This is a genomic window from Legionella sheltonii, from assembly GCF_026191355.1.
GTDB classification, from domain to species: domain Bacteria; phylum Pseudomonadota; class Gammaproteobacteria; order Legionellales; family Legionellaceae; genus Legionella; species Legionella sheltonii.
In genome coordinates this window covers 203,528-223,880 of sequence record NZ_JAPHOQ010000008.1, presented here as the reverse complement: position 1 = coordinate 223,880, position 20,353 = coordinate 203,528, and the positions used below count along the sequence as shown (strand labels likewise).

Genomic DNA, 20,353 nt, shown 5'->3' with positions numbered 1-20,353 from the left:
TGTATTTTGGATTTTACTTTTCCAAATTCGCTGAGGAAAAGAAACGTACCAAATCTTTTAACTCTTCCTGTTGCACCTGGGCATTTATCCAATTAAGTTTCACCTGGGTAGTTAATTGCTCTCGTTGATTCACAAGGAACAAAGTACTGTCCCCTTCAGTGAATTTTTTTGTCTCTCCCTGTTGCACCTTTAGTGCCAAGGAATATTCTTTTTTTAAGAAAGCGACTTGTTGACGCATTCTTCTTATCCCAATGTAAAGATTGGTGAGTTCATTTCTAAGCTGCTCATACATAAACTTTTTTTCCGCTCGTATTTGCTCCAGCTCACTTTGGGTACGAATTAATTTTCCTTTGGCTTCTCGTCGTAATACAGGAAATTTGAACGAAACGCCGATAAAAGCTGCCTGAGGAATTAACGCAGGATATCCGCCACTGCCGTTTTGCTTAAAAGTCGATGCAGTAGCATCCAAATTGGGGAGCAACTCATTTTTCGCTAAATCACGCTTCAGTCTTATTATTTTTGAGTAGTTTCGCAGTTTCTGTAATGCAGGATGGCGAATTAACTGAGGGAATCCTTGGGCTAATTGACGTTGCTGCATCCAAATCTGGGAAGGCAGACTTTGTGCCGATGGAATTTTGGGGTTCCCTCGTTCATCTCGATAATACAAAGATAAATTTATTGCAGCTTGTTCGAATATCATTCTCCCTTGATTCAGCAACTGCTCTCTTTGGACTATTTGTTGTGTGTTTTCAGTGATTGCAAGTCGCGCGAGATCGCCCTGATTTGCTTGCTGCTCAATGGCAACTTGTCGCTTTCGCGCTAATTTTAATAACTCTTTAAAGGTTTTTAATTGCCACCCTGCTTCTACCCATTGCCAATAGGCTTTAATCGTTTCCTGATATATCTTAATTTTTATTGCTTCCATGTCGTGTTTTTTCAACTCAATGGATTCAGCGGTAGTTAATAAATCGGTTCGCTCCTTATCAATCAATCGATCTCGAAGTAAAGGTAATGATAAACCGGCTCGGTATTCTCCACCTGAATTCGTTAAGTAATTTTGATAATAAATAGGCCAGTTTCCATTGCCATTTCGATACCCAGCAAATAATTGGACTCCATTATAAAAAGTAGGAACACTGATCTGGGTATCTCCGTAATTATTGATATAACCACCCGCTGGCTGGGATCGAGTGCTTGCATCAAGAGAGGGATCGAACTTTCCCAACGCACTCAAATGCGCGCCTTGAGCCTTTGTAATTTCCAAACGTGCTATTTTAATTTTGGGATAATATTCAGTAACGCTCTGAAGCACCTTATCCAGGGTTAATTGAGGGTCTTCTCTTGCCACACTGACAACCGAGGGAAGACAACACATTAAACCTAGAATGAGCTGATATTTAAAACCACTATGAGTAAAAAGTCGAATCATGACGGATTCTTCCCTGGAGTACTTAACGAATTCTTCTCGGGAGTACTTTCGGGCGGAAAACCATTAAATTGGCGCCACAATTCATACCATAAAGGGACTTCGCCTAATTGAACCCAACCATGAACACGCACGCCTTGTCTTAAAAATCGAGGTTGAGGCCAAGGCTCATCTGGGACAATGACGGCACGAAATAACCCCATTCCATTGTCTGTGGGATCTATAAAGGCTACCGTACCACCAAAGGTACCTACAGCAATTTCTGGCCAACCTCTAAATTGGATTGCAGGCCATCCTTCAAACTGTAATCGAGCTTTTTGATGAAGTTGAACAAACGGAATATCATTGCCATCAATCCATAACTCCACCGCGCGCGATTGTGTGTCGGGAATAATTTGCGCTAAAACATCTCCTGCTTTAATGACGACGCTCTCTTGACCTGTCAACCGTTTAAAAATTACTCCCGCGACATGTGCTTTTATGAGTTGTGTTTGCTGACGGGCGATTCGCACATCAACATCGACTAGATCAATATTTGCTTGTGCTAACTCACTTTGGTATTTCGAATATTCAATTTGTGCCAATTCAAACTGACGCTTTGAATTAATTCCTTGCTGATACAATCTTTTTTGACGTTCTAGATTGGCTTTTCCGGCTATAATGGATTGCTGTGCTGCCTGTATCCGCAATTCGATAGCTTTTTTTTCTAATTCCAATCGCTTTAATAATTGAGGATCAATATCGCTGATTTCAACGATAAGATCGCCAGGCTGTACCTTCATTCCCTCATCAACATACCATTTTTTAATGCGTCCATTGATTGGTGAGTTCAATGTATGAAGTCGCTCAGTCGGGGAATAAGCAATCACTTTTCCATTGCCAAGAGCAAACTGTTGCCAGGGAGTAAAAATTAAAAATAAAATGAGAATCAAAGCAATAAGAACAATGATTTTGGCGATTTTTTGGGGCTTGGGGAGTTTGGCGATCATCGTATAGGCATGTAATTTCATGGAAGCACCGCGTAATTTGATATTTCTTTAAATTGATGAGCTTGGCTAACTAAAATCATCAGGGTATTTTTTAAGTTCAGCAATGGTGCCATGAGCAAGTCAATTTTATCGCGCTCCAATCCATCAAAAGTACGGTCAATAATCACTAACTGAGGCTCAAGCAAGATAATTCGTACTATCATGAGTGCAATAAGCTCAAACTCAGTAAATTCATTTTGCCAATCATAAATAACCGCTTTTAAACCTAAAGGTTGATGTACTATTTTTTCAGAAAGTCCGAAATGATTGAGCTGCTCCATAACCTGTTTAGGAGAGATATTCTTATGGTTTAGTACTAAGTTGTCATAAATGCTGCCTACAAACCATTCAGGTTTTCGTAGCAATAAACTGTATTCTCGAAGTGCTGCTCGATGCTTTTCATTGCATAATTGTTGATTGACTTGAACGTGCATATCATATTTTTTCCCAAATCCTAGCAGTGATTCAGAAAATGTTTTGCAACTCTGTGCATCCTGAGAATAAATTAATAGAGGTTTATTCAAAGAGGCAATTGCTTGAGTCTTATTTGGGAATTTTATTTCTATGGTTTGGATAGGTACAAATAAAGCATTGAGATCGATTTTAATTTCTTCTAAGGGCAAATTGAGGACTACATCAATCTTATTCTTGGAGGCAATTAAATCATAATAATTCTCAAGAAGAACACCAAATCGTTTAAATGCATAAATCAATGCACCAAGAACAATTTCAGCAGCGACCAGTTGTCCTAAACTCAATTGATTTTTAATCACAAGATATCCTCCTAATCCCAAAAGGAGGCTACTTGAAAACGCAGCCAGCAGATAAAAACCAATTTGATGCTTAATCAGTTGTTTAAAATGAGTCTTTCTTGCATTTAAAAAAGAAACCAAATGCTTGTCGGATTGTAACGTGGCGTAGTGATTATAATTACTAAACCGGAATAAAAATCGATTGATTAGAAGTTCTTCAAGCCAGGCACCCACTTGATGTTTTTCGGCACATTCTTTTTTTGCACTTTCTAATCCCTTACGAAAGGGGATAAAAATAATTAACAAGAGACTGAGAATGATAGCTACGTCAAAAATGATAAATAAGGGATGGTAAATGAGGAGAAGTAATAACCCCAAAAAAAGCTGTAATCCTAAATTAACCCCATAAAGCAAAAGACTGGAAAGTGATTTATTGATGGTAGCCACTTCAAAAAAACGATTGACCAGCTCAGGACCATGATGCGTTGAAAAACTATCAAGCGACAGACGGGTAAAATGATTGGTGAGGTTTAGACTTATTTTTACCATCAATTTTTGCTGAATGACTTCAAGAATTACAGTTTGCCAAACATTTAAGGCACCCAGTGCCGCCATTAAGATGAACACAATAAGACTCAAGGTCAGTACGGGCTGCATTAATTTACCAAAAGCAATTAAATTGATTAATGTCTGTGCAGCAATCGGAATGCTTAATGTGAATAAGCTTGCTATCAAGCTAATGAGTGCAATCGATATCAGAGTGGGTCTATCTAAAACATCAGTAATTGAATTCATTTCTTTACTTATTATCCTTTTTTAATCCTAAAAACTAGTGTTTTAATTTTTTCAATAAAAAAAACTCAAGGGACTCGATTGCCTTATTGTGCTCTTTCTTTTTTAGCAAGGATACATGAATATCGTTTAATTTAGGTAAAAAAGCCTCATCAAGTCGGTCAAGATCATTAGGAATCATGCTGCGTTGTATGGCAGTAATTCCTAACCCTGCGCGCACTGCAGCCATTTTCCCAGTGTAGCTTTGACTACTGAACACAAGACGCCAGTTTAAATGGTGACTCTCTAGAGAATCAATCACGTTTCCACGATAAACACAAGGTGTTGGTGAGAGCACCAGCGGAATTGGTGTGTTTTTATTGAGTTGAGTGAGAAGCTCTCTCTTCCCCACCCAATCGACTGACTCATTCCACACATCTACACCCTCAGCAATTTGATTTCTTTGATTGGTTTTAATCAATATCAAATCAAAATCGCCGTGGTTAAAACGTTCGATTAAATTAAGAGTCAGTTCACACTCAACATTCAGCATCACCCGTGGATGCAGTCGTGAAAACTCCACCAACACATCCGATAAAAACATTGACGCAAAATCCTCAGGCAAACCAAATCGAAGTTCCCCATGAAGTTCTGGGGCCTTAAATCGGTCAAGTGATTCGCGATGCAGTTCATAAATTCTTTTGGCATAACCTAAAAAAAGCTCGCCATCAGGGGTTAGCGACAACTCGCGTCCGCGAAGAATTAAGGGTTTTTCAATCAACTGCTCCAGTTTTGCAATCTGCTGACTCACTGCGGACTGAGTGCGTCCAACACGAACGGCTGCTTTTGTAAAACTTCTGGTTTCTGCAACCGCCAAAAAGCATTGCAAGGTTACGGTATCAAGGCTCATTAGAAATCCTAATCAAAGATATAAAAATTATTAATTTTACTAATATAAGTTTATCTTATATATTTTCATTGTAGCAAAACATTTTCTAATGAGGAATGCTGTGAATACAATAATACTTTTTTTATCTGGCGCGCTTCTGGCATGTCCAACCCTCGCCCTGTTCATTAACTGTTTTAGTGGCAGGAAAAGAGCTGCATCTGCCGCTCGCTGGGCAGGTGCATTGATTGGTTTTGGATTTGTAATCGGTGTTATTTTGTTAAGCTGCTTGCGCTTTTCAGAAATGCCGATGATTTATCTACTCACCAGCCTGAATACCTTAGCCCTGTTATTATGTACTTTAGTTTTATTGGTGAGCTTTATTGTTCATCGATTTTCACTAAGGTACATGGATGGCGACCGACTCTATTCGCGTTATTTTTGCACCCTCTCAGCGATTACGCTTAGTGCTGTAGTTATGGTTCTTGCCGATAATCTGTTTCTGTTTTGGTGCTCCTGGTCGCTAAGTAACCTGCTATTAATTGCTTTAATGGTTCATAAGAGCGAATGGACTGCGGCAAAAAATTCAGGTCGGCTTACCTTCAATACTTTATTAGTAGGAAGTATCAGCTTGTTAGCCGCTTTTATCTTAATCACCTTAAGTAGTGACACTGCATCCATTCAAGCTATAAATCAGAAAGATATAGCAAGTTCAGCCGTGTTCATGCCAGCGATGACGTTGATGATACTCACGGCATTAACTCAATCTGCCATTTGGCCGTTTCATCGCTGGTTGATTAGCTCTTTAAATTCACCAACCCCGGTTTCCGCGCTAATGCATGCAGGTCTTGTCAATGGCGGTGGCATCCTGATTGTCAAATTTGCCCCGCTCTTTGCAGCATCGAGTCACTTACTCATGACTGTATTCATTCTTGGAACCATCTCAGCATTTTTAGGAACCTTTTGGAAGCTCATGCAGCATGACATCAAGAAAATGCTGGCGTGCTCTACCTTAGCGCAAATGGGATTTATGATGATGCAATGCGGTTTGGGATTATTTGCCGCCGCTGTAGCTCACTTGTGTTGGCATGGCTTATTTAAAGCTTATTTATTCCTCAATTCGGGCTCTGCGATTGCTCAAAAAAGGAATGAACCTAAAGCCACTGGATACAAACCGCTTCTCTTTTTAATTGCGTGCAGTGGCGGCTTCTTAGGCATGCTTGGTTTTGCATTTATGACGAATAAGCCAATCCTGTCTCTGCAGGCAACCTCATTCTTACTGGTATTTGCATTCATTGCAGGAGCACAACTGATGCTCACAGTAATGAACAATCGCTTGTCCATCATTAACATGACACTTGGACTCTTGATGGCTTCCTTAGCGGGATTGATATATGGAGCAAGCATTCATCTGATTGAAGCACTTCTTCCTAACTTAACTCAGTATTACTTACCCAAGCTATCAATACTGCATCTGATTGCTTTAGTTCTGCTTGTACTCCCCTGGCTGCTATTTAACCTTGGGTTTACGAAAAAAATTAAAGAATCAAATTTTTGGTGCTGGCTCTACATGAACTTATTCAATCAAAGCCAACCCGCCCCACAAACGGTAACCGCATTACGGTCTGATTATAAATACTAATTATCCTGAGGAGTAACCATGAGCAGAGCAAAAGCAATGGCGAATGAAGAAAAAATCAATGAGCAGCCTTTGAAAACAAAGGCCTCCGTCAAAACTCCAAACAAGAGACTCGAAGTCCGTGCATTGGTGGATAACGCTGCCCAACGGATTGCCCCGGTTTGGCCGCTAGAAACGTTTATCGCATGCAACCCCTTACAAGGGTTTGAAGCGCAAAGTTTTGAAGAGGCTTTAGCGCAAGGCGGATTTCGACGAAAGGAAGTTTCCCGCAATCGGGCTTTAGAAAACGTCAACCTGCAGATGATTAAATGGTGTGGCGGTTTTTTTGATGCTGGACAAGGTGCTATTGAAATGCCCTATCGAGACAAAGGGTTCTATTTTGGATTTTTGAAACTAGCGTGTTTTGACAAAAAACTTCATGATCATAAGAAAGAGGCAAAACAATGGCTAATGAGCCTGCCTGAGTCTGCTGAAGAGGCAATTATTCTTTGCCTGAAAAAACTTAATGTACCCAAAGAAAAAGCAGAAGAATTCATCACCCAAACCTTTCTTTATCTGCCAGGTTGGGCGGGTTTTGTAAAATGGAAAACTCACTGGCACCATCCAACAACAGCAGACAAAATACCGGTTACACTCGCTGAGTTTCTTGCGGTGCGCCTGGTTATTACCTGTTTGCTCTGGCCTGAAGCAGGCCTGGAAAAAAAAAGCGAAGGAGATGGCTCTTTGGTGCAGGACGCTCTTAAAAAAATAAAACGCAATGAAAAACACTACGAGCAGGCATTACTAAAAGCACTGTTGCCTGCAGTCAATCAGCGGACAACCAAGACTCAAAGAGCAGATGCGCAACTGGTGTTTTGTATTGATGTCCGCTCTGAACCAATTCGCCGGGCTATAGAGAAGCTGGGAAATTATGAAACTTTAGGATTTGCCGGCTTTTTTGGTATACCTATTCGTGTGCAAGAGTTTGAGAGTGGCAAAACAAAAGACTGTTGCCCAGTATTATTAAAGCCCCGTTATCGTGTTGATGAAAAACCAAGCGCAGCAAATAAGGCCTTTATTGAACAACACCAACAGGGCAAGACGGTTAAGACCGCTCTTGGCAAGGTCTATCAAGAATTAAAATATAATTTTGCAACGCCCTTTGCTTTGGTTGAAACCCTTGGAGCTTGGTGTGGCCTGAAGATGGTGCTTCAATCGTTAGCTCCTAACTATACCAAGAAAACAAGTCAAGCCTTAAATCATTTAATTGTCCCCCAAATCCAAACAGAGCCCTCGTTTGAATTAAATGAGACTAATTTGGAGCAAGGCATCGCGTTAAGCGAGCAGATTGACTATGCCGAAACGGTATTACGCCTCATGGGGCTCTCTTCAGGTTTTGCAAAAGTGATTGTTCTTTGCGGTCATGGAAGTTCCACCGAAAATAATCCCTATGCATCGGCTCTAGATTGTGGTGCCTGTGGCGGGAATCATGGGGGCATTAACGCCAAATTATTGGCAGCAATTCTAAATAAAACGGAAGTAAGAAGTGGTTTAGAGGATAAAGGAATTCACATTCCAATCGATACAGTGTTTTATGGTGCTCTTCACAACACCACAACGGACTCTATTGAGCTTTATAACCTGAAATCAAGTAAGGTCATTTATCCCGCTCTGCTAAATCAGTTACTTGCCGATTTGGAGGAAGCAAAATCGAGCAATAATTTAGAACGAGGTCGCAAATTAAATTCAAAACATGCAGAGCAAGACATTCTGCGAAGAAGTCAGGATTGGTCTGAAACACGCCCTGAATGGGGTCTTGCACGCAATGCAGCTTTTATTGTGGCGCCCCGTTCTTTAACCAAAAACATCAATCTTGATGGTCGATGCTTTTTACATTCCTATGAGTGGGAACAAGACCCCGAAGGAAGTTTCCTGGAAACAATCCTCACTGCACCCATGGTGGTTGCTCAATGGATTAATACCCAGTATTTATTTTCAACCCTCGATAATGTTGCTTACGGCAGTGGCAGCAAAATAACCCACAATGTCACAGGTAAAATAGGCATCATGCAAGGCAATGGCAGTGATTTAATGCATGGACTTCCTTTGCAATCGGTGATGAGAAGTGATCAAACTCCTTACCATCAGACACAACGCCTGTTGGCAGTAGTCCATGCACCCAAAGCTCTCGTCTCAAGCATCATTGAACGTCAAGCGGTTTTAAAAACATTGTTCTTCAATGAGTGGGTTCATCTCATCATCATTGAACCAAGTGATGGTCAAGCCTACAAACTGAATCAAAATGGCACGTGGATTTTAGCTCGCTAATGAGGAGAAAAAAATGAAAGTGATTAAAGTTCAAGAACGAAAGGATATTGGGATTAACCTCCACCCCATGAAAAAAATAGAAATAATCGTTTCTGGTGAGCATGAACAGCTCATCAGCTCGATGATGGAAGAGGCAAAAGTCACAGGGTTTACCTTGTTTCGCAACATCTCAGGTAAAGGCCATAATGGATTTCATGAAGGAAAAATATTATTCAACGACCGAGCGTCACTGATTATGTTTCTTGCCGTAGCTCCGGAGGAAGTCATAGCATCCCTTGCTTTAGGAATGAAAACCTTATTGCAGCAGAATTCGGGGGTGATGTTTGTTTCCGATGTTGATGTAGCTCGAGTGGATTATTTCCACTCAACCACGGGAGCTTAATCATGCATTATCGCAATCAGTCGGTTTTGCTTGCCTCAAAACATGAGAAAGAAAAAGCAATTGCGAAAGTATTTTCTGATAAACTGTCGTGCAAACTGGATGTACACGATTTCGATACTGACCAATTTGGGACCTTTACTGGTGAAATAGCAAGGACATTAAGTCCCTATGATACCTGTATTTTAAAAGCAAGACGTGCTGCAGAGCACTACGGTTATGAATTAGCAGTTGCTAGCGAAGGAAGTTTTGGTCCGCATCCTGCATTTCCCTTTATTCCCAGCGACCATGAAATCATGGTCTTTTTAGATCGCAAAAACAATTGGGTGATTGCAGAGCAATACACAACAACCAAAACAAATTATCGCATGATGACCATTACCCCACAAACAGAGCTTGACGATTTTTTAGAAAAAGCAGGTTTTCCCGAACATGCTCTAACCTTGCAAACCAACAAAGAGAAAACGGTTATTGCCAAAGGAATTAGAGACATTGAGACGCTCAAGACTGCATTATCTCTTGGCTTCCAACAAGAAAAAGAACTCTTTCTTGCAACGGATATGAGAGCCATGATGAATCCATTAAGGATGCAGGCGATTTCTGAACTCGCAGAAAAACTAGCTCATCGAATTCAATGTTGTTGCCCTAATTGTTGCGCTCCTGGTTTTGGGTTTAAAGAAACCTCAGGCAGTCTTCCTTGCAATGAATGCACATCACCCACCTCCTTCTACCTTCACGAAGTTTGGGGCTGTATTCAATGTGATTATCAGGAGACTCACCCAAGAAAAGACGGGTTAGAAGCAGCTGAGCCACAATATTGTGATTATTGTAACCCTTAAAAAAAGTAACCCCATTAGGAGTATATTGAAATGCAAGAAAAACCTTTAGTTGGCATCATTATGGGATCTCAAAGTGATTGGCCAATACTTTCTGAGAGCGCAAAAACATTAGAGGGCTTAAAGATTTCTTTTGAGGCAGAAATTGTATCGGCGCATCGGACACCAGACAAACTCTATGACTATGCGCGAAACGCTGCAGAACGCGGAATACAGATTATTATCGCGGGTGCTGGAGGTGCGGCACATCTTCCAGGAATGATGGCCGCAATAACCAGACTTCCTGTTTTTGGTGTCCCAATACCTTCTTCCTTACTTAATGGCCTGGACTCACTACTTTCCATAGTACAAATGCCAGCAGGTATACCGGTTGGTACATTAGCAGTCGGCAAAGCAGGCGCAATTAATGCAGCACTGTTAGCAGCCGCAATCCTTGCCAACAATAACCCGGAGATTTGCGAACGCTTGAATCAATACCGGGCGCAACAAACCCAAAAGGTTCTTGATAACAATAAACCCCAATTGGAGTCATTATGAAACTCGGTATTTTAGGTGGTGGGCAACTCGCAAAAATGCTAGTTTTGGCTGCCCACTCGTTAGGAATTAATACGGTATGCCTATCACCCGATCCTAGTCCCTGTGTGCGCCATTTAACGCGCCTCATTTCAGCATCATTTGATGACGAGAAAGCACTTACTGCGTTTTGCAATGAAGTCGATTGCGTCACTTTTGAAACAGAAAACATACCCTTGGCTTGTGCTGAGTTCATTGCCAAAAAAGTTCCATTTTATCCCTCTACTAAAGCGCTGCAAATAACTCAAGATCGCTTTTTGGAAAAATCATTTTTAAACTCGTTAAAAATAAAAACAGCTCGTTTTACTGCGATTGAATCGCAAAAGGAACTGCAGGACGCCTTTGTAAGTTGGAATAGCTCTGCCATTTTGAAAACAAGACGATTAGGCTACGATGGCAAAGGACAATATGTTCTTCATGAGTTGTCTGACTTAGCAACAGCCTGGGAATTGATGCAGTCACGTGATTTGATTTTGGAGCAGTTTCTTCCTTTTGAGGAGGAGCTATCGCTTATTGCGGTGAGAAATCAGCAAGAAGAGGTTCAATTTTATCCTCTTATCAGAAATCAACATCATCAGGGCATCCTTCAGTGGTCCGAAGCCCCGTTAGACAATAATTTATTGCAACAAAAAGCCCAAGACATTGCGAGAAAGATTATGGATTCTCTGAGCTATGTCGGCGTTATAACCATCGAATTTTTTAACCATAATGGCGAACTGATAGTCAATGAAATGGCTCCAAGAGTCCATAATTCTGGGCATCTAACCATTGAAGGGGCAATAACCAGTCAGTTTGAAAATCATTTACGTGCGATTTTTTCTCTACCCTTAGGCCTTACGGAGCTTATGAGCAATTGCTTGTTAGTCAACTGCCTTGGCAAGATGTTCCCCATCCAATCATGTCTTGAGATACCGGGTGCCCATTATCATGATTATGGTAAAAAATCTCATCCTAAGCGCAAGGTTGGACACATTACTTTAGTCGATAAAAATCATGAGCGATACCAAGACAGCAAGCTAAAGCTCATCAAAATGCAAAATGAGTACGCCATTGCTGCGGAAATTTTATGACAGGTAAAGTCAATGGGTAAAAATAATTTTCATCGATCAACAAAAAAGTTGCAGAAAAAACTTTGCAATAAGGAGGTGTTACATCAAAAAATTTGATTCGTACTGATAGTAAATGTTTATAAAACCAGGCTTAATTTAAGGACTATTTGAAATGGCTTCAATCAGAAAATAGTCTAATCTTCAGATAAAGTTACAAACTCATAAGGATATTAATATGAAATTAATCAAACAGTTGTTTTTAGTTGCACTCATTTCCCTCTACAGCATCGCAGCAAGTGCAAGCGGTACTATAGTTAACGTTGCTGAAGGTAACAAAGATTTTTCAACTCTTGTTTCCTTACTTAAAAAAACGGGGCTTGTCAGTGCACTTGAGGGTAAAGGACCTTTCACGGTTTTTGCACCGACCAATGAGGCTTTTGCCAGTATTCCAAAAGCTGATTTAGATGCCCTTCTAGCAAATCCTGAGAAGCTGAAGGCTGTTTTACTTTATCACGTCATCAGTGGAGACATTACTTCTGATAAAATTAAGCCAGGAATGGTTAAAACACTGGGCGGACAAGATGTTGATGTAACAGTTAAAGAGGGTAAAGTTTTTGTCAATAATGCAGAGGTTGTCAAAGCTGATGTGAACGCGTCTAATGGCGTGATTCACGTTATCGATCACGTTTTAATTCCTAAAGAGTAGTTGTGTTGAGATGGCACTCATTTTCCTTGAGTGCCATCTCATCAAAAGACCCTCATTTTTAAGCATGCTCATAATAAATCACTATCAAATTATCGTTTGCATGACCTCACTACTTTTAATGAAGTACTCACACGTTCAATTTATCCAGAATAAATGATATATACTATTTAATGAGCGTTTTTCTTAATATTGTAAATTTGCAAGCAAAGGAATATTAATGATTCCTCCTGAAAAACCCAAAAATGAAGCGGAACGTCTAGCAACGCTTTACAAATTGCACATCCTCGATACGGAGAATGAGGAGCGTTTCGATAGGGTAACTCGTATTGCGCGCAAACTTTTTGAAGTCCCTATATCGGCCATATCTTTTCTTGAAGCTGACCGCCAATGGATGAAATCTACTCAAGTGTGAACTTTTGGGGTCAGGCCTTGAATTGTGAATTTTTCAAAACTATAGTCGTAATTTTTTGACTATTTTACTCACACGAGAATAATGCAAGCAAAAATATTCCCCAATTTCTTCACAATTCAAGGCCTGACCCCATTAAGTATTTTCGATTAATCTTGATTTTGTAAACCTATCCTATAAAGTGAAAACATTAACAAAGCCCTCCCCAACAATCTAGATAGTTTTCTTGATGTAACGGATTCTTTTTTAAATTAATTTAGAGCGGAAAATGTATGGACGAAATCAGTTATCATTATGAGGCTGTTGTAACACAAGCCGAGTTGGACTTAGTCGAAAAAGGTCATATCGCAGCCGAAGCAGAACATGGTATTGTTTGTAATTATGCATTATTTTACATTGCAGCTAGAGATAAAAAGAATCGTTTAGTTGGGCTATTAACCGCATACACTGCCTTTGCAGAAATTTACGTGGAAGATCTGTGGGTGCACGCCAATTATCGAAAGCATAAAATTGGGGGCACGCTTCTTGAAACTCTTGAAAATCAGTTCAAAGGCAAGGGTTATAATAATATCAACTTGGTAACCAGTGCATTTCAAGCTCCAGAGTTTTATAAAAAATGCGGCTATGAAGTGGAGTTTGTCCGAGAAAATAAACATAATCCAAAACTAACTAAAACATTTTTTATTAAATATTTAGAGGATGACATTCAACATCAAGGTATTATTTCAAATAATAACCAATGATAAGAATGCCTTTGATAAACGGCTACGTTAGCGTCCAGCGTCAGGCCTTAAATTGTAAAATTTTAAATAGGGACGTCCAATAAATTTCCTTTTAATTTCTTTATCCTGGCAAATGAATAGAAAGTCATACCATTATGAAAAAATCTATCGTTTTAAGTGCTTTAACTTTATTTTCCCAAGCAAATAAGGGATAGAGCACCAACCGATAATGCCCTCTAAAATCAATACAATACCCAATGTGATATAAAAAATCTTTCCCATTCCAAAGATCGCAGCAAGACACAATGCAGCACCAATTATTGTACGGTTAACCCGATCTGTTTTATCTATATTACATGCAAACCTCATTTAAATTCCTTTATTATTTAATTCTAAATTAACTTCAGATCCAGCATCGTTGGTTCCTTTACTTGTTTTCCCTTCTCACTTCTATAACCCCGTAAGGGGTCAGGGCCTTGAATTGTGAATGTTCAAAGCTGTAGTCGTAGTTTTTGACTATTTTACTCACACCAAAATAATGCAAGCAAAAATGTTACCCAATTTCTTCACAACTCAAGGCCTGACCCCATTAAGATGCGTATTTTCGTGAAATGGGCAGTTGGACAATGCAAGCCGATCTTGATATAAGGATACCTTGAGCAATACGCAAAAGATTTTCTCAGTTAAATCTACCAGAAATGATAGCGCATTGGCCTAAGGTTGCAGATTATTTAATTAGAAATCACAACTTTTATGATAAGTTAGAGAACATATTTTTTGAAGATATATTGGATCTTCAATTTTCATCATGCAAAATGTAACGTAGGCTATAGATACATTTTGTAAAAAGAGATGTCGTTAATTATTAACAAAAAAAATTTATTCAATTATCCCGTCAGTTAGCGAATCATTTTGAAGTTCTTCGATCCACTCTACGCTTGCGAATTACTGATGACCAGGCGTTGGTTAGCGATGTTTGCCCTTTCTCTTATACTATCTTATCTAGCCTTCAGGCCGCTTATATTTTGGAAAGCCCTAAAATTGACAAATTAAATAATAGATTGCACAATGTATGCTCTAAGCCCTCCTTGCTAAAAAACTCATGGAAATTTCTCCGCTATATCAATCAAAACTAAATAACTTCAAATCAACACCCAAATTAGATACTCCCTTGCGATTGATCGCACGAGGGATCCATTATGGACATATTACTGGTGAGGACGCTGAATTGCGGGAATTTATTCTTGCTCATATTACCAATCCCACTGATATTGAAGCCATTAATCAAACTGATGATTACAAAGCTTGTACCGTCATTGCGGAATTATTTGGTCTTTTACCAAGATCTATTTTGGAGCAATCGGAGGAAAATAAAAGAAGTATTCTCCTTGCCTTTCGTATTTTTTTTGAAAAAAACCCGCTATCTATTATAAAGTCAATTCCGTATAAAAATGAACATGGTGATACTGATTGGACATCCTCCGCTCTGGAAAAAATAGGCGAAGTTCCTGAATTATTACAAGAACTTATCCAGGAACTGTCTTTTTTTATTAGCGAATATGCGAGCAATCTTAGCGAGTTCGAGTTACGCACATTGGTTGCAGCGATACATGAAAATCAAGTGCTCAGGGAATTAATAATAAATTCAGGCACGTTTAATTCCCCGCATTTTCAGAGAAATACTTTAAGCGAAGAAGAACTAGCAAACTCACTCAAAATTTACTGGCATCCTGAACAAAAAGGAAATGCAGCCTATTTTTATCAGGATTTTCCTGAGCTTGAATTGTGGCGTCTCTTTATGGATGGTTATCAACAAAAGAAGGGTTGGGCTAATTATGAGGCGCAGGAAAGGGGCTGTATTAATCAATTATATCAAGCCTGGCTGTATACTAAAGAAACCATCACAGAACCATTAACCCCTGAGTACTTTAAGAAACTACACTCTATTTGTGCGAAAGGTATTATTGGGGATAAAACGGAAGGGATTTATCGAAAATATAGACCTAGCTATGGACTGTCATTGAGGACTTTAACTTTTCTTGGCTATATAGAGAACCTAACGCAGTTTAAAGACTTATGCACATTAGAAAAGCAGGCTCCCTTGAGTTTTGATGGAGTAAGTTCTATAAAAACGGAGGACTTAGATACTGTCATTCAACGAATGATAGAAGAGTATGAAACAACGGCCTCTACCCAAACTGAAAACCCGCAAGCTTTATTACATGCGATCATTATGTTTTGCAAGAAATTAGAACTGATTCATCCTTTTAGTGATTGCAATGGAAGATTGTTTTGCAATCTCCTTTTAAATCGAGAATTGGTGCGACATGGATTTTCTCCAACCCTTCTGGATAATCCCAATATGATTGAAGGTTTTACTATCAAAGAGTCAATGTCTGAGCTAATTCGTGGAATGGATAGTTTTCAACGTTTAAAGACTGATGGATTATTCAAATCAGGAATGAAAACAATTGATTTAATTAAAACTCAAATCTATCCAATTCCGGATGTGTGGAATAGGTATCAACTATCTCAAAGTACTCCTCAAAATACGGGGGCACTTCTTGGGAAACAGGGAATTTTTGCTACTTCATTGGAGAAACAGGTTTGTGCAGATAGCGAACCCTTAAATCATGGAGTTGAGATTTAGAAAGGTTCCCTGAGTTTTCGGGAACTTTTCCCTCTTGCCTCCTATTTCTATTAGTAATCTATACGAAACTTGATAATTTTAAATGTACCCTGGGGAAGGAGCCTGGTTTAACCAAAGTAAACCAGGTAAGCATTTAACTTGTTTAGGGTCCTGAGAAAGTTGCGGTTTTCACCTCGGTTGTGAGTTTCCCCTCAACCGCTTCCTTAAAGGGGGTTCTTATTTTAAAGTACCCTATCGAACTTACTGAGGGTATTTCTGTGGATTTACTCTTTTGTACTTGAGATTTAAACTCTTCCATCGTCACTAATGGACATAAATGAATAGGGCTCGCTAAATCAAAAACAGAAGCGTTTAGCTCAACGATTATTGAATGCATCTAATACAACTATTTGTTGCTATAGCTGAATAGCTGAGTGATCGTTCAGGAGCGTTCAGGGTCAGGCCTTGAATTGTGAATTTTCAAAACTATAGCATTCTAATCGTCAATAGATTCATCAATCTTCAATTGAAATTCACAATTCAAGGCCTGACCCCATTAAGCGTTGTTGATATTTCTTTACAGAAAAACTCAAGCTGCTAGAATCCGCAAAAAAAAGTGATATGTCGCGGAAAATTATGTAAGCCACGGTTATGATGAGGTGAAGAATGCTGGGCATGGAGAAAGTGGCGAAAAAATTTAGAGCCAAAAAAGCCGAAAAAAAGCAAGGCAAAATTAAAGGGTTCTTGAAAAGTTTAATAGAGATTCCTGTTAAAGAAAAGGACGCATTACAAGACCCCGCTGGAATACATCAAGTAGAACAAGTTACGGAAGTTCAGGATTTTGTTGAACAAAAATCAATAGAAGATACTTTTGCAAGCAGAGAGCAAACGCGTTCGAGGGCTCAGTCAAATCCAGACTGGAAAAGACTGAGAGAGCTCGGTTATGGTACACGTTCCATCGATAAATTTTTTATGGGCCCAGCGCTACAATTGGAATCAAATAATACGGACGGAAACGAACAAGATCCCCAGTGGCAAGATTTAGAAACAGACTCTGAAAGAAAAATATCTAAAACTGGAAATAATAGACACAGTTATCCAGATACCTCTATTACCTCTTCTGATACCAGCAATGAGGGTAGTCTTAGCTCTAGCCCTATAGCACTTTTTCAAGAAGTATTTGCGCTGGATCTTGAAGAGCATCTTGATCAACCCATGCATCCAGAAAAACGATCAGAAAAAGAAAGGGTTAACTTTAATCTTAGCCCTCTTCAACTGGATCAATTAGAGCTCAGAGAGCATGATTTTGTTCGCAAAAAAACCCCAAGATACCTTAGCCAACAAGTTGTTCAAAATCGGTCTAAAATTTCCGCAGAGTATTCTACTTTACCTCAAACAGATGAAAAGAAAAAATCAAAATTTGATTCATTCCCTTTTAGGCGTTCAAACTCCAGAATTAAAAAATCTCGTGAACGAAAAGATGTATTAACAATTGGCATCGATGATATTGATCCGTTTACAAGTTCATCTGAATCAATAACTACTAATTCGGATTCATCAGATTATGAGAGCGAATACTGGAGTAAAGAAGATAGAGAAGAAGAAATAAAGCGTAAAAAAATTTCCCGAACTGATAAATTCAAATCACAAACTTTACCAGCGTCTCATGAAAGAGAAGCAAACTTATTAGATAATCCTGATGTACCTCGGGTTGATAGTGCCGATATAGAGGGTTCTGATATTACAAATGGTCCTCAACATCAAGATGCACAAACTGATTTTTCCGGTTTAACTGGAGACGAAAGTGCTGCGACAGATTGTTCTGAAATAACAGAAAGCTTGACAACTCCAAGAGTTGAATTTGATAAGCAATTGGACGAGGGAGCCAATGGACGAAGACCACTTAAATCTGTAGTATCAAGTAGAGTGGTGGTTTTAACCCCTCGTAAAGGCTCGCTTGCATCTCCTGGCTTCCATAAACCTGATGAAAAACTGGTGAAAAAGTCTAACATAAAAATAAATTATCCGGGACAAGGAATATTTGGAGCAAAGCAGCAGGATGTAATCTCAGACGAGAATGAATTTGCACTCACAGGGTCAGGCCTTGAATTGTGAATTTTCAAAAATATAGTCGTAATTTTTTGACTATTTTACTCTCACTAGAATAATGCAAGCATAATTATTCCCCAATTTATTCACAATTCAAGGCCTGACCCCATTAAGTATTGATCCGTAAAACATAGATCAGGGGCAGAATCGATTGAAAAATCAAAATAATAAATTAGTTTCGACTTAATCTAAGACAAGTACTTGAAAAAGTAAAACACCTGTAGGGTCAGGTGTGTAATATTAGCTTCAAAATTTGCAAAATTGAAAAGATCGATTTGAAATTTTATCCGACGCCGATAATGATCAATATTAAAGCACATATCAGCTCAGAGAAAATTGACATGAGTAATTTCAACAATCTAAAATCCCCAACCCATACTCAATGAATAGAAAAAGCATCGAGCTAACACGCATATCTTATGAGGAAGAAATATGCCTTTTACACCCCCTAATTTTTTTAAACTCATGTCATCTACCCATGGATTAACCCTAATTTTCACTAACAAAATGAACTTGCCATTTTTCAATTTGTTACGCGAATCCTCTGCAATTAGTTTTGTTGAAGATCTTGCTGCAAAATTAGAAATAGAGCGCGAACAAGTTGAAAAAGAAATAGATGCATGGTCTAAGATCCTATCAAGAGAACAGCCTGATTTTGCTAAATGCTCCATAGAGGCTCTCGATGCGCATATAATTAAAAATATATCTCCCAGCCCAGTAAGAGAAAAAATACTTGATTTGTTACATACTGGCTGGATAAAAGACAATTTTTCCACATTTAATCATTCCAGCTTTTTAGCAAACATGAAAATGTGCCTGATGCAGACAGCAAGTTGGATTATTTGCGGAGGCTATGTCTTATTATTACAATCTGAGGGTATAGAGAAATTAAAAAAATGTATTCCTCAAACTTTGGGTATAAACGCTATGGAAGAAAAATTAACTAATGAAGATAAATTTTTCGGAATACTCTTTCTTCAGCAATTCATTGATAATAATCCGCACGTAGAATTGAATTGTGATTTCTTTCTTGGAAAAGATAGAATGATGTTTGCACTTGCCCAGCAACAAGAAGCACTGAGTGAAAATCGTCATGCAATTGACCGAATAGCATCGTGGGGTAGTTTGAGAACATAAAATATTGTATATAAAATGAGTAAAATTGACGTGTTCAAACAGTATCATTCTGCATAAAAACGATGCAAATGGATGGCAAAGTAAGCCAATAATGGGGCGTGTTATCTCAATTAACTATTGCAGCATGATTAGTTTTCGAGACTTTCAGGCATTACCTTAAAACTCTGGGATTTTTTTGGACTTTTGGGGTGCATTAAGACAAATAATTCATCGTGAAATATAACATGTACCAACACACTCACGGGGTCAGGCCTTGAATTGTGAATTTTCAAAACTATAGTCGTAGTTTTTTGACTATTTTACTCACACTAGAATAATGCAAGCATAAATATTCCCTAATTTATTCACAATTCAAGGCCTGACCCCATTAAGTTGCGCAATTTGCTTTTTTCACAGGCTTACGGGTATCAGAGCTAATCGGCCTGAGATGGGAAGACGTGGATTGGCAAAATCAAATCATTCATGTTGAAGAAACAATTGTTGCAAAAGAAGCAAAAGGGCCAAAAACGGAAGCAGGGGTTCGAGATGTGCTATTATTACCCCCAGCATTAGAAGCATTAGAACAACAAAAGCAATATACTTTTTCTTTAAAAGGAAGAGTATTTCATAATCCACAAACGAATAAACCTTGGGAAACATCGCAGCAAATTCGCCGTACCCAATGGATGCATGTTTTAAAAAGAGCTGGTATTCGCTATCGTAACACCTACCAAACCCGCCACACATATGCATCTATGATGTTATCCCAAGGGGAAAACATTATGTGGGTATCTAAGCAACTAGGTCATGTTGATGTTGAAATGGTTATTAAGACTTATGGTCGATGGATACCAGATAGTTCTTCACAATCAGGATACCGCCCAGTTCACGATTGGGGTAGTCATTTAGGATGAATGTTTTTCGTATAACCTTTATTTTAAAAGCGGGCTTGTAGAAGCAATTATAATTTAATTACTTTTTTTTCTTTACTGTTTCCACAATCGCTGTGGACTTTC

General features: G+C 38.9%; 17 protein-coding genes and 1 pseudogene. 13 read left to right on the top strand and 5 right to left on the bottom strand.

The features are described from left to right. Positions 1–13: 13 nt before the first annotated feature. The 4 genes from OQJ26_RS10790 to OQJ26_RS10775 are packed head-to-tail and all read right to left on the bottom strand — an operon-like array spanning position 14 to position 4,887. The gene (locus OQJ26_RS10790; protein WP_265703856.1) at positions 14–1,375 is read right to left on the bottom strand and encodes a TolC family protein; all 1,362 of its coding nucleotides are present in this window, start codon (positions 1,373–1,375) and stop codon (positions 14–16) included. A 50-nt stretch (positions 1,376–1,425) separates the two neighbouring features. Further along, positions 1,426–2,436 carry an HlyD family secretion protein gene (locus tag OQJ26_RS10785; protein WP_028381659.1) on the bottom strand — a complete coding sequence of 337 codons (1,011 nt, stop codon included), beginning with the start codon at positions 2,434–2,436 and terminating at the stop codon, positions 1,426–1,428. After that, positions 2,433–4,001, bottom strand: coding sequence for an ABC transporter transmembrane domain-containing protein (locus OQJ26_RS10780; protein WP_265703839.1), 1,569 nt, complete (start codon positions 3,999–4,001; stop codon positions 2,433–2,435). Before OQJ26_RS10780 ends, OQJ26_RS10785 begins: the two co-directional genes overlap by 4 nt. A 34-nt stretch (positions 4,002–4,035) precedes the next feature. Then, positions 4,036–4,887, bottom strand: a complete 852-nt coding sequence (locus OQJ26_RS10775; RefSeq protein ID WP_265703838.1) for a LysR substrate-binding domain-containing protein — start codon at positions 4,885–4,887, stop codon at positions 4,036–4,038. Positions 4,888–4,987: 100 nt separating this feature from the next. Here OQJ26_RS10775 and OQJ26_RS10770 point away from each other — a divergent pair, with 100 nt between their 5' ends. The 9 genes from OQJ26_RS10770 (at position 4,988) to OQJ26_RS10730 (ending at position 13,504) form a co-directional block, all read left to right on the top strand. Continuing rightward, entirely contained in the window at positions 4,988–6,505 is a 1,518-nt protein-coding gene (locus tag OQJ26_RS10770) for a proton-conducting transporter transmembrane domain-containing protein (protein ID WP_265703837.1), read from the top strand. Positions 6,506–6,523: 18 nt separating this feature from the next. Then, positions 6,524–8,809 carry a DUF2309 domain-containing protein gene (locus OQJ26_RS10765; protein WP_265703836.1) on the top strand — a complete coding sequence of 762 codons (2,286 nt, stop codon included), beginning with the start codon at positions 6,524–6,526 and terminating at the stop codon, positions 8,807–8,809. A 13-nt stretch (positions 8,810–8,822) separates the two neighbouring features. Further along, positions 8,823–9,191: a P-II family nitrogen regulator gene (locus OQJ26_RS10760; RefSeq protein ID WP_265703835.1), complete on the top strand. Its 369-nt coding sequence runs from the start codon at positions 8,823–8,825 to the stop codon at positions 9,189–9,191. A 2-nt stretch (positions 9,192–9,193) separates the two neighbouring features. Next, positions 9,194–10,027 (top strand): DUF6671 family protein, encoded by an 834-nt coding sequence (locus tag OQJ26_RS10755; RefSeq protein WP_265703834.1) that lies wholly within the window; start codon positions 9,194–9,196, stop codon positions 10,025–10,027. A gap of 30 nt (positions 10,028–10,057) precedes the next feature. After that, complete coding sequence (gene purE / locus OQJ26_RS10750) at positions 10,058–10,561, top strand: 5-(carboxyamino)imidazole ribonucleotide mutase (RefSeq protein WP_265703833.1); 504 nt, start codon at positions 10,058–10,060, stop codon at positions 10,559–10,561. Continuing rightward, entirely contained in the window at positions 10,558–11,667 is a 1,110-nt protein-coding gene (locus OQJ26_RS10745; protein ID WP_265703832.1) for a 5-(carboxyamino)imidazole ribonucleotide synthase, read from the top strand. The genes purE and OQJ26_RS10745 overlap by 4 nt, the downstream gene beginning before the upstream one ends. A 214-nt stretch (positions 11,668–11,881) precedes the next feature. Beyond that, positions 11,882–12,352 (top strand): fasciclin domain-containing protein, encoded by a 471-nt coding sequence (locus tag OQJ26_RS10740; RefSeq protein WP_265703831.1) that lies wholly within the window; start codon positions 11,882–11,884, stop codon positions 12,350–12,352. 217 nt (positions 12,353–12,569) lie between these two features. Continuing rightward, positions 12,570–12,764: a hypothetical protein gene (locus tag OQJ26_RS10735; protein WP_265703830.1), complete on the top strand. Its 195-nt coding sequence runs from the start codon at positions 12,570–12,572 to the stop codon at positions 12,762–12,764. A gap of 269 nt (positions 12,765–13,033) precedes the next feature. Further along, positions 13,034–13,504: a GNAT family N-acetyltransferase gene (locus tag OQJ26_RS10730; protein WP_265703829.1), complete on the top strand. Its 471-nt coding sequence runs from the start codon at positions 13,034–13,036 to the stop codon at positions 13,502–13,504. Between the two features lie 144 nt (positions 13,505–13,648). On the opposite strand, the gene OQJ26_RS10725 is transcribed toward OQJ26_RS10730, so the two are convergent. After that, positions 13,649–13,852 carry a YgaP family membrane protein gene (locus OQJ26_RS10725; protein WP_265703827.1) on the bottom strand — a complete coding sequence of 68 codons (204 nt, stop codon included), beginning with the start codon at positions 13,850–13,852 and terminating at the stop codon, positions 13,649–13,651. Between the two features lie 733 nt (positions 13,853–14,585). Here OQJ26_RS10725 and OQJ26_RS10720 point away from each other — a divergent pair. The 4 genes and pseudogenes from OQJ26_RS10720 to OQJ26_RS10705 form a co-directional block, all read left to right on the top strand. After that, on the top strand, positions 14,586–16,133 hold the full coding sequence (locus tag OQJ26_RS10720) for a Fic family protein (RefSeq protein WP_265703826.1): 1,548 nt from the start codon (positions 14,586–14,588) through the stop codon (positions 16,131–16,133). Positions 16,134–16,778: 645 nt separating this feature from the next. After that, positions 16,779–18,227 carry a hypothetical protein gene (locus tag OQJ26_RS10715; RefSeq protein ID WP_265703825.1) on the top strand — a complete coding sequence of 483 codons (1,449 nt, stop codon included), beginning with the start codon at positions 16,779–16,781 and terminating at the stop codon, positions 18,225–18,227. Positions 18,228–18,653: 426 nt separating this feature from the next. Continuing rightward, positions 18,654–19,358 (top strand): hypothetical protein, encoded by a 705-nt coding sequence (locus OQJ26_RS10710; RefSeq protein WP_265703824.1) that lies wholly within the window; start codon positions 18,654–18,656, stop codon positions 19,356–19,358. A gap of 377 nt (positions 19,359–19,735) precedes the next feature. Further along, positions 19,736–20,251 (top strand): annotated as a pseudogene (locus tag OQJ26_RS10705) (site-specific integrase); the annotation flags it as partial. Between the last annotated feature and the right edge of the window lie 102 nt (positions 20,252–20,353).